Source organism: Clostridium sp. 7_2_43FAA, assembly GCF_000158375.2.
Classification (GTDB): Bacteria; Bacillota; Clostridia; order Clostridiales; family Clostridiaceae; genus Clostridium; species Clostridium tertium.
Genome location: NZ_JH815222.1, coordinates 2828622 through 2844554 on the forward strand (window position 1 = coordinate 2828622; position 15933 = coordinate 2844554).

Consider the following 15933-nt stretch of genomic DNA (forward strand, 5'->3'; position numbering starts at 1 on the left):
GAAATAACTGGTTTGTTTTATTTTAGGGAAATTAAATTTATACAACTCCTATACAGATTAATTATATCATGTATATAATTTAAGAACATAATCAGAACATAAAAAGATATTTTTTTGACGTGAAATGTAAAAAAGATAAAAAGCTTTAATACTTTTTATCCTTTCTACAACATACACTTAATTGCAAATTTATAATTTTCCTTGTTATAATTTATTATAGCTTTTAATTCTTTTGCTTTTTGATCTAATTCATTTACTATTTTGCTTTCTAATTCATTATATTCATTAGTAAAAGTAGATAATTTTATATAAAAACAATATTGCCTCTCTACACTCTTTAATTGACACTCTATTTTTTTTTCATAATCTCCATTTTCTATTAAATTAATACATATATACATAGTCTTCATTAATAAATCAGCTAAATCTATTATTTTATTACTATTATATATACTTCCTTCAAAAACTAATTTAATAGATTTTACCTTACATATTTCTTCAATGTTATGTAAAATAGAATCTATAACTAAGTTATTTGTATAATATATCTTATTTATATTACTTAGCTTTCCTTCTAAATTTTCTATGTATTTTTCAATACTATTATAATCTTTTCTAGTAAATAATATCTTTATGGATAATAAATGATTTTTTATGTCATGCTTAAAAACTTTATATTTCTTATATCTATTTTTATATATTTCATAATATTTTTTTTGCATTAAATGATTAGTTTCTAATAACATATTTTTTTCTTCCAATATAGCAATACTATATAAATCTCTTAACTTAAATAAATTTATGTACATAATAAATAAGCATAATAATATTATATAAATTAATCCTTCATTATCTATTAAATTCTCATATAAATATATCTTTATTATAATATCTAATGATAAGCATATACTTAATAATATAAAAATTTGTCTAATATTTTTTATATTATTAAATATTTTGATAATTATATATTTATATTTATTTATTAAAATATCACTAATAATATAGGATATTAAAAATATAAAAATCCTGCTTATTATAATATTATCATTATTAACATATAAATTATAAGTATAAAAAGGAACTGAAATTTTTTTTATAAAAAATAATACTAACTCTATAATTGTAAATATTAGATATGATAATCCATTAGATAAATAAGCTATGCTCCATTTGTAATTATGTAATATTAATGATTCTATTAATATTATTAAATAAAATCCTATAATTACTTTATTATTAAATAGATTATATAATGTAAAAATTATTGAATTAAAAAGAAATAATAATATGAACTTTAAAATTTTTCTTTTATCAATTTTATGACAATTATATAGTTTACTGTTGTCTTTCATTATAACTATACTTGTTATTACTCCTAATAACATATTAATTAATACATTTTTAAAATCCATTTATTCCTCCTTATTATATTCAAAAATATAATCTAGATATGCTTTTTTTACCCCTTTACTCCTTAACCTACTTAGTAAAACTTCTTTTCCAGACTTTAATTCTATACTGCTTGTACCTATATGTTTTATTTTTCTCACATTAACCAAATAAGATCTATGGCTTAATATAAAATTTTTACATAATAATTCATTTTGCATATCTTCCATTTTTCCATTAAAATCTATAGTTTCATAATCCGTATTAATTGTAATTGTTCTATTTCTTACCTCAATAAATTCTATGTTTTTCAAGCATATTGTTCTTATAAAACTTCCTGATTTAATCATAATATAGTCATCATAATTTTTGTCAGTCTTCTCTATTGCTTTTAATAAGACTTCTTCAAGTTTTTTATCTTCTTGTCCTTTTATTAAATATCCAAGTGCTTCGACATCATACCCCTGCAATATGTAATCACTAGAACTAGTTAAAAATATTATTTGCATTCTGTTGTCGAAGGTTCTAATTTCTTTTGCTACGTCCAACCCATTTATATCACTCATTAATATATCCAAAAATAAAATATCATATATACCTTTATTTTCTTTTAAAAATTTTATCAATTTATCTCCAGAATCGTAGCAATCTATTTGTGCTTTAATGCATTCTTTTTTTAATAGCAAATTCAATTTATTTTTTATAGTTCCTTGGAAAATATCTTGATCATCACATATTGCAATCCTCACCATATTACCAATCTCCTTTTAATATAATTTAGATTAATCTACTATCAAGTAAAGCCTTACTTTTTATTAAATTTTTCAAACTATTTCACTCATATTATTTGATGATATATATTATAAAATGATAGTATTTAACATTATTTAACTTTATATAAACATAATATATATTAATAATTTAACATAATTATATCCATTTTTATATATTTTCTTCTTATAATGTTAAATAAAAATAGACTGTTAAATAGTTTTTACAGTCTATTTTTTATTTATATATATCACTGTATAATTGTCTTTTCCATTATTATTTTTATTTTAATTTTTTATTTCATAAGATTTTAATTTTCTATTTTTTAAAGCATTATATATTAATACAAAACTAGCTATTAATGATAGCACTAAATATACAAATCCAAATACTTTTATCCCAAACTTACCATACAAATCTCCAGTTATTAAATTTAATAAACTTGGTAGTATTGTTGTGGATAAAGAACTTATAAGCATAAATGCTAAAAAGTGCTGATTTGATGAGACAACCTTGCCAATTATTTTATTCTGAATTTGTAATACTATTCCCGTTACTATCCCATGAAGCATAGTAATTATTAATATCAATATATATGATTTAGCAAAGAACATAATACTCCACCTAAAAACTAAAATTACTAATGCTATTAATAGTGCTAAATCATTTTTTCTTAAAATCCTAACCTTATCAAATACTAATAGAAATATAACTTCAAAAATAACCATTATAAAAGGAATTAATCCTATAATAACTTTAGATACATTTAAATCAATCATCATGATTTGAATTCCATATCCTGAAGCTGCATTTTGCGTTCCCCAAATAATAGATATTATTATTAGATATTTAAGATACATTTTGTTTTTTATAAGATCAAATAAAGACTTAAAAGTATTTCCTTTATCATTTTTGATATTTTTATTTATTGATACATGATTATCACTTATTTCTGGTACTTTACTTAATAATATAATACTAAAAGAAATTAAAATCATTCCAACTATTATCGCTAAATATACATCACCAATTCTTATGGCTATAGGACATATTATCCCTGCCAAGCCATATCCTATAGTTGAACGTACTCTTATCTTCCCATAAGTACCTTTATTAGTACTAGAGATATTTAACATGTACTTGTCATTTAATGTCCCACTAGGCTGAAGTAAAATAGATCTTATTATATTAATGATAAAAAACAATATAAAATTATTTGTTATAATTAATAATCCTATAGTTATTATATTTGATAAATTTACTAATTTACTAAATCCTACTACCCTTTGATATTTGTCCAACAAACTTCCCCATAAAAAAAATATTGGGAATATTATTAGTGGTGTTGTTCCTACAATTAAGCTTATTTCTTTAGCATTAAAGCCTTTTATGGAACTTAAGAAAAGAACAAATATACTCCCAAGGATATTTCCCCCTAAAGAAGAAATAAGGAGATAATTTGAAAATTTTTTAGATAAGTTCTCCATTATTTTAATTCTTCCTTCCCTTTTTTTACTCTTCATAAATTAGCTTACTACCTATATAACTTTAATTAAATAACTAGTTACTTTAAATAACTTAATTAAAAATAGATGTTATTTATCCAAACTTTAATTTACTATTTTACTCTTATATTCTAAAAATAAATAGCACCAAATAAGACGTAATTTCTCTTATTTGGTGCTCTCATTTTTCATTATAAAGTAGTTAAATTAATCTATTATTTTTAATATTTGCTATCTCTATACAGATACTTATATCTAATTATTTTAGTACTTTAATTATTTCTGAAATTCTTTTGTACTTTAATGATTTATAGAATTATTTTAACACTTTATTATTGCAAACTCATATGGTGCTAAAGAAATCTTGTCCACTTCCTTGCTTAAGCTATACAAAATGTTTCCATTAATATCTTCTTCATAAATATTTTCGCTAAAGTTAATTATAACTTTTATTACTTCATCATTTAATTTTCTTTCAAAAGAAATTATATCATCTTCTAAACATACATTATTATATCTGCCATATAATAAGCATTGATTGTCATACCTAAGCTTAATTAACTTTCTATATATTTTTAACAAGCTATTTTCATTACTTTCGCACATCTCAACAGTTTCAATATCTTTTTTATCATCAATATTAATCCAAGGTTCTACTTGTGAAAAACCATAATATTTGCTATTATCCCATTGCATAGGACTTCTAGATTTATCTCTCGAACTTTTATTTGCGCTTTCCAATGCTTCTTTTTCACTTTTCCCGTTATTTATCTCTATATTGTATTTTGTAACTCCTTGTATATCATTCATCTTGCTTATTTCTTTACAAAATAAATTCTTCATTCCAATTTCTTCTCCAAAATACATAAAAGGTACTCCATAAGAAGTTAATAAAAGTGCTGCCATAGCTCTCTCTATGCCATCTTTATCTCCATTCGAATTAAATCTTGATATACTTCTTTCCATATCATGACTATTGAAAAATATAGTTGGAATTTGATCTTCTGAATATCTATTATCCATTCCAATAATTTCCTTATATATTTTTTCTGTTGAAAAGTTCTCCATGCTTCCTAAATTGAAATTAAAAACTACATCTAAAAGATCTTTCCCTGAGTAATCTATTAATTCATCTAAATCTTCTGAACCAACTTCACCAACAAGAAATGCATCTTTCTTTATACTTTTAATATCTTTTGCAAGCTTTTTAATTATATCCAATACTCCATTTTGGTCCTTATCAAATTTATGAATTTGCTCACCTTTTTCATCGTAAGGATTATTATTTGATAAATCTTCATTAACAGTTAGGAAATTAATTACATCAAATCTAAATCCATCAACTCCAAGATCTAACCAAAATCTTAAAACCTTTATCATCTCATCATAAACCTTTGGATTAGCCCAATTTAAATCTACTTGCTCTTTTGCAAAAGCATGATAATAATATTCTTGAGTTACATTATCATATTCCCATGCATCTTCACCGAAAAATGATTCCCAATTGTTAGGCTTATCTTTTCTCCATATATAAAAGTCCCTCTTTTCATTATCCTTTGAGCTTTTTGACTCCTTAAACCAAGGATGTTCACTTGAAGTATGATTAAGTACTATATCGCCTATTACTTTAATATCTAATTTATGCGCTTTTTCTAAAAGGTCTTTAAAATCTTCTAGAGTTCCATAATCTTTATCTATATTATAGTAATCCGATATATCATACCCGTTATCAACCTTAGGTGATGGATAAAACGGAGTTAACCAAATCCCCTTAACTCCAAGTTTATGTAGGTAATCTAATTTTGAAGTTATCCCTTTAAAATCACCTATTCCATCATTATTGCCATCCTTAAAGCTCGGCATATAAATTTCATAAAAAACAGTTTCTTTCCACCATATTTTCCTCATGATAATTCTCCTTACTTAAATGGATTATCTATTTCTATTAATTGAGCTTCTGCATCACTGATTCCTGCATAAAGAACTGCTTTATCTCCATTTAAAACTAATCCACCACTGAAAACTACATCTTCTAAATCTGCTCGTTTTGCTTCACCTGGTTTGAAATTTTTTCTAATTGCTATAATTTTTTGGTTCTTTACTTCCAATGTATTTATATTTAGCTTAAAAGTCATAGGATAATAATGCCTATTGCCATCCTCATCGAAACAAGCAACATGGCCAAGAATTCCTAGTGTAGAATCATCTAAAGATCTTGCTTCATTAGCTCCTCCCCATTCTTCATCAATGAATAAATCTTCTAGTAAAGGAGCTTCATTTATAATATTTATATTTAAATCATCTAAATTATCTATTGTAGCAAATCCAATTTTACCTCTACCGCCTTTTTCCCCTTGTGGTCTTGTAAGAATTCCAATTTTGTTATTCTTTACTTGAACTAGTCTTAAATCCTTCATTCCATCTGGGCCAACAAAGAATTTTTCTAGTGAACATACATCTTTTCCTTTATAAAAAATAGTTCTCCACTTCAAAGTATTTTCTAATTCAGGATGTGGAAATACTTCAACTCCTCCAAATATTAACTCATCATTTATTCGTGTAAAAAATGGATCTTGAAGCTTAAATTTTGGGTATCCTTCTACAGGTGACCAACTATCGCCTATATTTTCAAAAAAACAAACAGTAGAATCTTCACTATCTCTAGCTTCTACTCTACCTGCAATAATTGTTTTCATATTATCTTTAAAAGGAGCTGATATATTATAAACATCGTTTTCCCCTACATTAATAAATTTTAATTTTTCTACATTATATATATTTGAATTATTTTTTAAATATTTTTCTAATAGTGTTGAACATGTTTCCTTAATATTCATATCTTTACTCCTCCACTAGGTAGTTAATTATATAACTTCTTTTATTGATTTTAATTAGCACTTTCTCTCCAGTCATATGGAAGAAGTTCCTTTAGCTTAACTACTATATCTTCTTTTACCATTATCTCTGCATTTTTATTTTTATCATTAATTTGCATTATAAATTCTCTACATCTTCCACATGGTGGAATAACACTTCCATCCCAATTTATTGCTACTAATTTTTCTATTTCACTTTCTCCATTAGTAATCATTGCTGATGCAGCCGAATGCTCGGCACAAAACCCCATTGAACAAGCTGTATCTATACAAACACCTCTGTATAAATTACCTGATGTAGTTAGTATTGCAGCTGCCACTCCTCCAACTTCTACACAATTTGAAAGTCTTCTTGGCTTAAGCACTTCTTTTGCATATTCAATTAATTTATCAAAATCCATAATTACCTCCGGCAAATTAAATATTTTTATTTCCAACTGAATCTCTTTCAATTACTTCTACACTAAGTATTGTTTTTTCATCTGGATCTTTTTTATTTTCAATTCTCCAAAGTAATCTATCTACTGCTTTTCTTCCCATAAAATCCTTTTCAACTCTAACAGTCGTGAGCTTTGGCTCTATAAGCGAACTTAATACTATATCATCAAAACCAACTACAGCTATATCTTTTGGAACCATATAACCTAACTCTTTCAAAGAAGTTATTAGTGCTATTGCAGCATTATCGTTAGAACATACAAAAGCTTCTGGAATTTTATTAATTCTATTTATTCTTTCCTTAATTCCTTCAATATTCTTATCTATTATATTTTGCTCAACATCGTATAATACAGATTGCTCCTCTATAAACACTTCTGCTTCTTTAAAATTATTAAACTTTAAGAACTTCTTTATAGCCTCTCTATATCCAAAAAATCTTTCCTTAATACTTAGTGAATACTCTAAGTCTCCAAAAAAGCCTATATCTTTATAACCTTTTTCTATAAGTAACTTTGTTATATTAAAACTTCCTAACTTATTGTCAGTTAATATGCTATCTGTGCTTTCTAATAGTGATGTATGATCTACAAGCACTACAGGTATCTTATAATTTTTTAATTTTACTAGATACTCATCTTCTATAGTTCCTATAACTATTATCCCGCATACTTTCTTACTTTCTATACAGCTTGGAATACTTTCTTCTGTTTCATTTATTAAGCATGTAATTATATCGTACCCTTTGCGTCTTGATTCTTCTCCAATACCCATCATTATTTTTGAATAAAATGTATTATCCTCAAAATAATATTTCTTTATAATAACGCAAATATTCTTATTAGCAAATGATTTTACAAATTTAGGCGATTTATCTAAATATCCTAATTCTTCTGCTACATCTAAAACCTGTTTTCTAGTTTCTTCACTAACTCCAGCTTTACTATTTAATGCTAATGATACTGCATTTATTGAAATATCTAATCTTTCTGCTATATCCTTCATCGTTATTTTTCCCATACTCAATCTCCTAATAATCTCATTATTGATTCTAATTAAATAATTCTCTATATTGATATATTAATCCTTCATTTAAATCTACATTTTGCCCATGTTTTATTAATTAGTTTTTAATATATTAATAACTTTTTATAATATTTTTAGATATAAATTAATATGTGCTACTTTCTACCTTATTTATAATTTATTTTACTATTTCTATATATTACTACAACTTAAAAAGATTAAGATTAGGAATCATAATTTACTTTTCTTTATAAATATTGGCTACTACAACTTATTCTTTTTTTGTAATAGCCAATATGTATTATTTAATTAACTTGAAAATTTCTTCAATTTCTATATCTGCTCTACAAACTTTATCATCTGCGGCTCCATAATAAATTTTTACGATTCCGTCTTCATAAATACATCCACATGTGAATACTACATTTCCAAAGAATCCTTCTTTTTCATAGTCAGCTTCTGGCTCTAATATTGCTTTTTCTGTTTTACCCAATATTTTGCTTGGATCATTTTTATCTAATAAAAAGGCACCTAGACAATATTTATCATTTTTATCTGCTGCATGATAAATCTTTATCCATCCTTTCTCTGTTAAGAAAGGTACTGCTCCTCCACCAACTCTTCCATTTTCCCAAGATTCTTCATTAGAAACTCCATAAAAATGTTTTTGCTTTCCCCAGTGTATTAAATCTAATGACTCAGCAATCCACATATCAGGTCCTCCAATTGCTGAAGGTACTGGTCTATTAAATGTCATATACTTTCCATTTATCTTTTCTGGGAATATTGTTACATCCTTATTTTCTGGTGCAAATATAATTCCATATCTTTCATAACTCTCAAAATCTTTTGTTGATACTAAAGATGTCGCAGCTCCATTCCTAGTAACCGATGTATAATTTATATAATAAGTATCTTCTATCTTAGTTATTCTTGGATCCTCTATTCCCCACTCTTCTTCTGAAGCAATTGGTTTTATAAATGCTTCATCATCAATTTCAAAATTTTCTCCATCTTTTGATCTAGCTATTCTAATATGAGATAAAGAGGTTAAATAAGCTATTTTTTTAGCTCCTTTACTATTTAAAGTCCATAAAGAACGGGAGTCTGAATAGTCATATTGTGTATCTATCTTTTTATTGAATGAAATAATATCTATAACATCTTTTCCATCTTTATTAACTACCACTGGTATCTTAACATCGTCTTCATTTTCTACTTTAACTGACTCTGCTACTCTACAAAGTAATATATATTCATCTTTATATTTACATACTCCACAATTAAATACACCATCAACCTTAAAATCTTCTCTGCTAGGTTTGACATCACTAGGCTTTATTAGTGGATTTCTTTCACTTCTTTTAACTACTATATTATTTGTCATATCTAATTCTCCTTTTACTTTAACATAAAGTTTATACCCTCTTTAAAATATTTAGAGAAGCATAAGAACATGATTACTATTGGTAATGTTAATATTACTGATGCTGCATACATAGGTCCTGGTAAATTTCCCATTGGCTTAAATTGTGTTGAAATCAATACATTTAATGTTTGCATATTTATCTTTGGTGATATAAGCATATCCCACATAAGTTCTGACCATCTTGTCATAAATGTTGATAAAAACACTATAGTAGTAACTGATTTTGTTACTGGAAAGGCAATATGCCATAATATTTTCAGTTCTGAAGCTCCATCAATTCTAGCAGCTTCAAATACTGCATCTGGTAATGACTTAAGATAATTTATATACATAAATATACCCCAAATTGATACTGATAACGGTAATATCATTCCTAAATATGTGTTTGTTAATGGTTTTGATATCATATATCTAGGAACAAGTAATATTATTACAGGGAAAAACATTTGAAATAATAATGAATTCATTACTAACTTTTCGCCTCTAAAATTCTTCATCTTAGAAACTGAATAACCAACTAATAATCCTACTAATACTGAAACTATTGCAGTAGGAGCAGAAACTATAAAGGAATTTAGTAATGCTTTTATCCACATACCTGCGCTTGCTCCACCGCTTCCCCCTAATAAATATTCATAGCTTTTTAATGTAATCCCACTTGGAATAAATACTTTATCTGTTTGATCCCATGGTGCTAGTGATTGAATTATCATATAGAAGTATGGGAATAATGAAATTCCTAGTATTATAATAGTTGCTACTATTACTAAAATAGTTTTTATATTTAACTTCTTTTTCATAACTTATCCTCCAACTTAATATTTACATACCATACTTTTTATTAATCTTTTCCATTATAAATGTGATTATCTTAATTGATACAAAGATATGCACTGCATTAGCTATTGCAATAGCTGCACCATATCCTGATTGGAAATTAGTAAATGACGTATTATAAATTTCAAGTTGCCATGTAGTTGTTGCTAAGTTTGGTCCTCCACCTGTTAATAAATATGGCTCTGTAAAAATACCAAATGCAAGACCAGCTGCTAATACGACTACTGTTGTTAAAGTTGGTATAATCATTGGTAATGTCACACTTATAAACTTTCTTATCCCAGTTGCTCCATCTATCTTACATGCATCATGTACATCATCTGAAATAGATTCTAATGCTGATAATATAAATAGTGCATAATAACCTGACATTTTCCAAACTACTATTCCAACAACTATTATAAATGCCCACTTTGGATCTCTGAACCAATCTATATTAATTCCTTTTTCTCTCAAGAAAACATTTAATGCTGAATTATAACTAAAGAAATATCTTACAACTACTGATATCGCAACACCTGAAGTTAAGTAAGGTATAAAAAATAATACTGATGTGATTCCTTTAACCTTATCTGGTAACTTATGAACTAATAATGCTATAACAATTGCTATTGCTACAGTAAAAATAACAATAGGTATTAAATATTTAAATGAATTTATAAATGCTGCTTTAATTCTTGGATCAGTAAATAATAATTTAAAGTTATCTAACCCTACGAAATTTTTATTCTTAGACATTAAGTTCCAATCTGTCATAGACAACCAAAATGCCCATACTAATGGGATTAAAAAGAAAATAATTGAATATGCCAAATATGGTATGTTAAATAGCCATCCTAAAAATCCGCCCTTATTTTTTAAACTTTCTATTTTATTCTTCATTTAGTGCCACTCCTTTACAAATAAAGCAAAGATAAATTTCTCATCTTTGCTTTATTATAATAAACTATTCTAAGCCACCAGCTTGTTTCATTGCATCAAATGCTTCATCTACATACTTTGTAGCATCAGTTACAGTTAAAGCATCTGATGATAATGTAGTTTCTAAGTATGCAGCTAAGCTATTACCTAACGCTTCTTGTATTTGTGCCATTTTATCGTGTGGCATACCTGGAATAGCATATTCTACTTGTCCAGCTAAAGCCTTTAACTCTTCATTTTCTGCTAAATACTTAGAAAACTCTTCATTTTCTAATAAGTCTCCTCTTACTGGTAACATTGTAGTAGCTTCTAACCATTCTAAATCTGTTTTTGCTGAATTTTCTTCATTATATAACCATTTCATAAATTCTATAGCACCTTGATGAATTTCATCTGTGATATTATCTGCTTTATATAAAACTAGTCCCTTTGCATCTGCATAGTTATAAGGTGTATCTCCTTGATTTTTCACTATCATTGGACCATAAGTATAATTTTCTCCATAAACTTTTCCGCCTTCTCTTAAAGCTTGAATTTCCCATGGAGCTGCTATTGTGAATAAAACTTGTGGATTTTCTTCTGCCCATATATTAGGTACTTCTGATGTTAATAGTGTGTTACCTAATGATCCAAAGAATTCAAATGATTCCTTTGCAAATTCTTTATCTAAAACTAACTTATTTCCCTCTACCCATGACTTTCCGCCACTAAATGCTAAGTAGATATTTTGGAAATCTGATGATCTGTCCCACCATTGATCTGGTCTAATTAAAGAGTTTCTATAGAATACATGTGTCACTCCTATAGCTGACATCTTATCCTTATTTTCATTAAACTTAGCAATTACGCTATCAAATTCTGCTTTAGTTTCTGGTGCTTTATCAAATCCTAACTCTTTTAAAGCTTTTGTATTCCATTGTAATACCATTGGATTAACATACATTGGAATTACATATTGACTTCCTTCAATTTCCCAACCTGGCATTACTGATTCTAATGCTCTGCTTTTCACTATATCTTTAAACCAATCTTCATTTTCTAATGAGTAAACTGCTTCTGATTGTGCTAATGTTGTAGCAAATCCCCTGTTTATATTTTCTGAAATCGCTGGTGCTGTTCCTGTTGCTAGCGCATTTTGTATTCCAGCTTCTGATGATGGTGTTTCAGGCATTTGTTGAACTTCAAGTTTTACAACTTTATCTCCTACCTTGGTATTAGTAGCATTAAATGTTTCTGCTTTACTTGTCCAAAAATCATATTGAACTTTTTGAGGTGCTGTCCAGAAGTTTACTGTTATAGTATCTCCTGATGAAGCTCCCTCACTATTTCCACCTGAGCATCCAACTAATGAAGTTACCATCATAGTGGATAAAGCTAGTGCTGATATAATCTTAGTAATTTTACTCATAAAAAAATCCTCCCTTTAATTTACTTTAAATTTAACTTATTATTAATTATGCATATTTAAGTTTAACTATAAATTTGATTTAAATACTAAAAATTATTACTAGAATTTTAGTAAAACCTCTTTTTGTAAACCTTTCAATTATTATTTTAAATTTATTTAACTTTAATTTCAATGCTAATTTACTTTAATTTCCCTAACTTTATAAATTTATTTCCTTATTTTTTTAAATTACCTTTGTTTTATACATTTAAGGTGATTCAAGTGATACTTCTAAAAAATCAGAAAATTTAGTTACTGATTTTAATAACACAGTAACTACATCAAATAAAATAAATAATGAATATAAAATTACAAAACATCTTTTCATAAGTTTTGTATATTACAACTATACTTTTCCACTTATTTCCTATATAATTGTATAAAGAAACCCTTTCTTTAAAAACTTTCGTATAAATATATAAAATCAAATACACAACAAAATAAATAATCTCTAAATATATTTTATTAATAGTTGACTTATTATTAACTATAACCCTAATTTTATTTATTACATATAAATTTATAGGAGGTAAAAATTAAAAACCTCAAATTAAAAAGAAATCTATGGCTAATATCGGGATTATGTTTTATGATAAATTTTATTCTTTATATAGCCATAAGAAATCCAAGTGATTCTATATTTCTAATAATCATTAAGCTAGTTACCTCTATTCTCTATTTTATTAATGCCTACAATTATCATAAGAAAACTTATAAAAATGAATAACCAAAGATAAATTTATCGTTAAATCTTATTACATTATCAAATTATACCTATTTTATATCAAATTTATATTAAGGAGATGTTCTTATGCAATCTTTTAAATCAACTCTATCACTTGCCTTATTATCATTTTCTACACTATTTTTATTTGGCTGTTCTGAATATGGAGCTGACGGTAAACCAGTAATTTACTTATATCCAACAGAAGAAGAAACTATTAATGTTAAATTAAACTATGATGGGGAACTTACTTCTACTTATCCTACTTACAACAATGGATGGACTGTTGATGCTAAACCAGACGGTACATTAACTAACTTAGAAGATAATAAGGAATATTCTTATTTATTTTGGGAAGGAAATCCAAATGTAGACTTAAATATTTCAGAAGGATTTGTTGTAAAAGATGAGGATACAAAAGATTTTCTACAAGAAAAACTAGAATATATAGGCTTAACACCAAAAGAATATAATGAATTTATAGTTTATTGGCTTCCTATTCTTCAACAAAATAAATATAATCTTATATCTTTTGCAGGAGAAGAATATACTAATTATGCCAAACTAGAAATAACTCCAAAACCAGATTCAATTTTACGAGTTATGATGATTTATAAACCATTGAAAAAGCCTATAGAAATTAAAAAACAAGAATTAAAGCAATTTGAAAGAATAGGTTTTTCCGTTGTAGAATGGGGTGGAAGACAAGTAGACTAAGAGTTATTTAGTTATTTAGTTTTTAAGCTCTTTTTAATATTTACAGCTTCCATTTTTTATTACTATCAGTCCATTGTAAACATTTTAATAAATCAATCGTTTATTAGAGTTCCTAAGAATTTACCATTGGTTTATTTCTATATATTAATCCATGTAAAATTTCATTCTTTTCTAAAGGAAATCAGTTTATCAACATCAATTTATGTACAATCTATTTTATCTTGAAAATTTAATTTAGCGAAATAATTATTTCTATAAAGCATTTAGGGAGAGTAGATAGGTTTGTTCTACACAATCCCTCTACTCTCCCTAATATTAAATTTTCTTATTAAAATACTGTATAAAAATAACTTGATCACAATAAATTCATATTACGCTAACTTTAAATTTCTTATATTTAAATATGTTGAAGGCTAATTTAAGATTGCCATAACTCATTTATAAACTACATTCTACAATATATTTGTTTTCAATAGCTTTTACTTCTTTTGCTTCTTACCCACTTATTACTCAAGTAGCTATATGGAGTTTTTGAATTTCTTTATTATTCGCATGAACTTTAGCTAAATTTATTAATTCTATCTATTTTCAAAATTTACAAAAGGCTTATCTCTATATTCAAATATCTTTATTTCTTTGGCATCTAAATTTTCTTTATTCATATCAATTGCATTTATTGTACTATTATTATAAGTATTATAATAGTAGATTCCTTTTTCTTGAAGCATACAGGAAGTATATTGTGTTATATCGTTAAGGTTTTGTGGAGTAACAACTGATCCTTTTACCATTGCTACTGAATTTAATATATGAAAAAATTCATTAATTGCTGATATATAATCATCTCCAACTACTGCATTACTTCTTAAAAAAGTAGCTTTTACAAATCTTGATGGTGATGAAAAATCTCCTGGCAGACCTCTTCCTCCTGCACCTTGACCCAAAGCTTTTAATTCTACATCTCCCCATTTTATTTCTGATGGTTGATGCGAAGATACACCCATATATTGGGTCAAGTTAGTCATATGCCAATCAAAGGTTGGAGCATTAGTTAAAATTCCTATCTTATTTTCAAATATACTAAGCCCACCCTTTGTCTTTTCTACAACTAAACATTCACCTTTGGCATCATATATAATCCAGTGAAGCGCTGGTAAAGGTACATTTTCATTTACAGGCCTTGCTACTAAATTTAGATTTTCTAAATGTCCCCTTAAATCTTCAATACATTCAAAGTTTCCTAAAGCCCATAATATTAAATCATATGGAACAATATTTATTTTTCCATCTACAACATCTTCTTCCCAATAAGAATATCTAGGAAAGTTTAATCCAGCACAAGCCAATCCTTTTTCATTCATTGCTTCAGCATAACATGGATGTTCATCTATTATAGTTCCCATTCCAATCATTGCATATTTAGTATTTTCCATTTCATTTGTAGCTCTATTTTTATAGGTAAAATTTCTTGGAACAAGTGCTACTGATTGATTAAAAGAAACCTCTATATCCATATTCCTTCCAAATAAATGATACCCTTCTTTTGTTTCTAAAGTTAAAGCTGTACACATATCGCTCCTCCTATATACTTCTATGATTTTCTTTTATATTTTTATTTGTATTATCTTTACTTGTATTATTTTTGCTTTATTTATATTCCCCTAAAATACTTAATTTAATTTATTATTACTTTATTTAATTATTAGGCTCTGTTTTAATTAGGTGTTTATTTATTATTCAAAGTAATAAAAAATATAACATTAATATTTATATTTATATTTTTATGCAAACATTACATATAATTAATATATAATAAAAATATGAATTAATTGTGAATTGTATTATAAGAC

13 protein-coding genes are annotated in these 15933 nt (G+C 26.2%); 1 reads left to right on the forward strand and 12 read right to left on the reverse strand.

The genetic code is table 11. The annotated features are described in order from the left end of the window. Positions 1-164 precede the first annotated feature (164 nt). From CSBG_RS18390 to CSBG_RS14595, 11 genes are all read right to left on the reverse strand, one after another. Positions 165-809, reverse strand: coding sequence for a hypothetical protein (locus CSBG_RS18390; RefSeq protein ID WP_143327214.1), 645 nt, complete (start codon positions 807-809; stop codon positions 165-167). A 606-nt stretch (positions 810-1415) separates the two neighbouring features. Then, a complete protein-coding gene (locus CSBG_RS14550; RefSeq protein ID WP_008680739.1) occupies positions 1416-2144 on the reverse strand; it encodes a LytTR family DNA-binding domain-containing protein in 729 nt (242 codons plus the stop codon). A 306-nt stretch (positions 2145-2450) separates the two neighbouring features. Then, positions 2451-3686, reverse strand: a complete 1236-nt coding sequence (locus tag CSBG_RS14555) for an MFS transporter (protein ID WP_099345795.1) — start codon at positions 3684-3686, stop codon at positions 2451-2453. Between the two features lie 303 nt (positions 3687-3989). Further along, positions 3990-5576: an alpha-glucosidase gene (locus CSBG_RS14560; RefSeq protein ID WP_008680741.1), complete on the reverse strand. Its 1587-nt coding sequence runs from the start codon at positions 5574-5576 to the stop codon at positions 3990-3992. A gap of 11 nt (positions 5577-5587) precedes the next feature. Then, a complete protein-coding gene (locus tag CSBG_RS14565) occupies positions 5588-6505 on the reverse strand; it encodes a DUF1861 family protein (RefSeq protein WP_008680743.1) in 918 nt (305 codons plus the stop codon). A 50-nt stretch (positions 6506-6555) separates the two neighbouring features. Continuing rightward, positions 6556-6945, reverse strand: coding sequence for a cytidine deaminase (locus CSBG_RS14570; protein WP_008680744.1), 390 nt, complete (start codon positions 6943-6945; stop codon positions 6556-6558). Between the two features lie 16 nt (positions 6946-6961). Further along, entirely contained in the window at positions 6962-8002 is a 1041-nt protein-coding gene (locus tag CSBG_RS14575) for a LacI family DNA-binding transcriptional regulator (RefSeq protein ID WP_008680745.1), read from the reverse strand. A gap of 307 nt (positions 8003-8309) precedes the next feature. Next, entirely contained in the window at positions 8310-9395 is a 1086-nt protein-coding gene (locus tag CSBG_RS14580) for a glycoside hydrolase family 130 protein (RefSeq protein ID WP_008680746.1), read from the reverse strand. A gap of 14 nt (positions 9396-9409) precedes the next feature. Continuing rightward, a complete protein-coding gene (locus CSBG_RS14585) occupies positions 9410-10237 on the reverse strand; it encodes a carbohydrate ABC transporter permease (RefSeq protein WP_008680747.1) in 828 nt (275 codons plus the stop codon). Between the two features lie 22 nt (positions 10238-10259). Next, positions 10260-11156 (reverse strand): sugar ABC transporter permease, encoded by an 897-nt coding sequence (locus CSBG_RS14590; RefSeq protein ID WP_008680748.1) that lies wholly within the window; start codon positions 11154-11156, stop codon positions 10260-10262. 64 nt (positions 11157-11220) lie between these two features. Continuing rightward, the gene (locus CSBG_RS14595; protein WP_008680750.1) at positions 11221-12603 is read right to left on the reverse strand and encodes an ABC transporter substrate-binding protein; all 1383 of its coding nucleotides are present in this window, start codon (positions 12601-12603) and stop codon (positions 11221-11223) included. An 850-nt stretch (positions 12604-13453) separates the two neighbouring features. Between CSBG_RS14595 and CSBG_RS18820 the strand changes: the two genes are divergently transcribed. Then, positions 13454-14083, forward strand: coding sequence for a hypothetical protein (locus tag CSBG_RS18820; RefSeq protein WP_008680752.1), 630 nt, complete (start codon positions 13454-13456; stop codon positions 14081-14083). A 578-nt stretch (positions 14084-14661) separates the two neighbouring features. Here the strand turns inward: CSBG_RS18820 and bsh are convergent. Beyond that, positions 14662-15654, reverse strand: a complete 993-nt coding sequence (bsh, locus tag CSBG_RS14605; RefSeq protein ID WP_008680754.1) for a choloylglycine hydrolase — start codon at positions 15652-15654, stop codon at positions 14662-14664. Positions 15655-15933 lie beyond the last annotated feature (279 nt).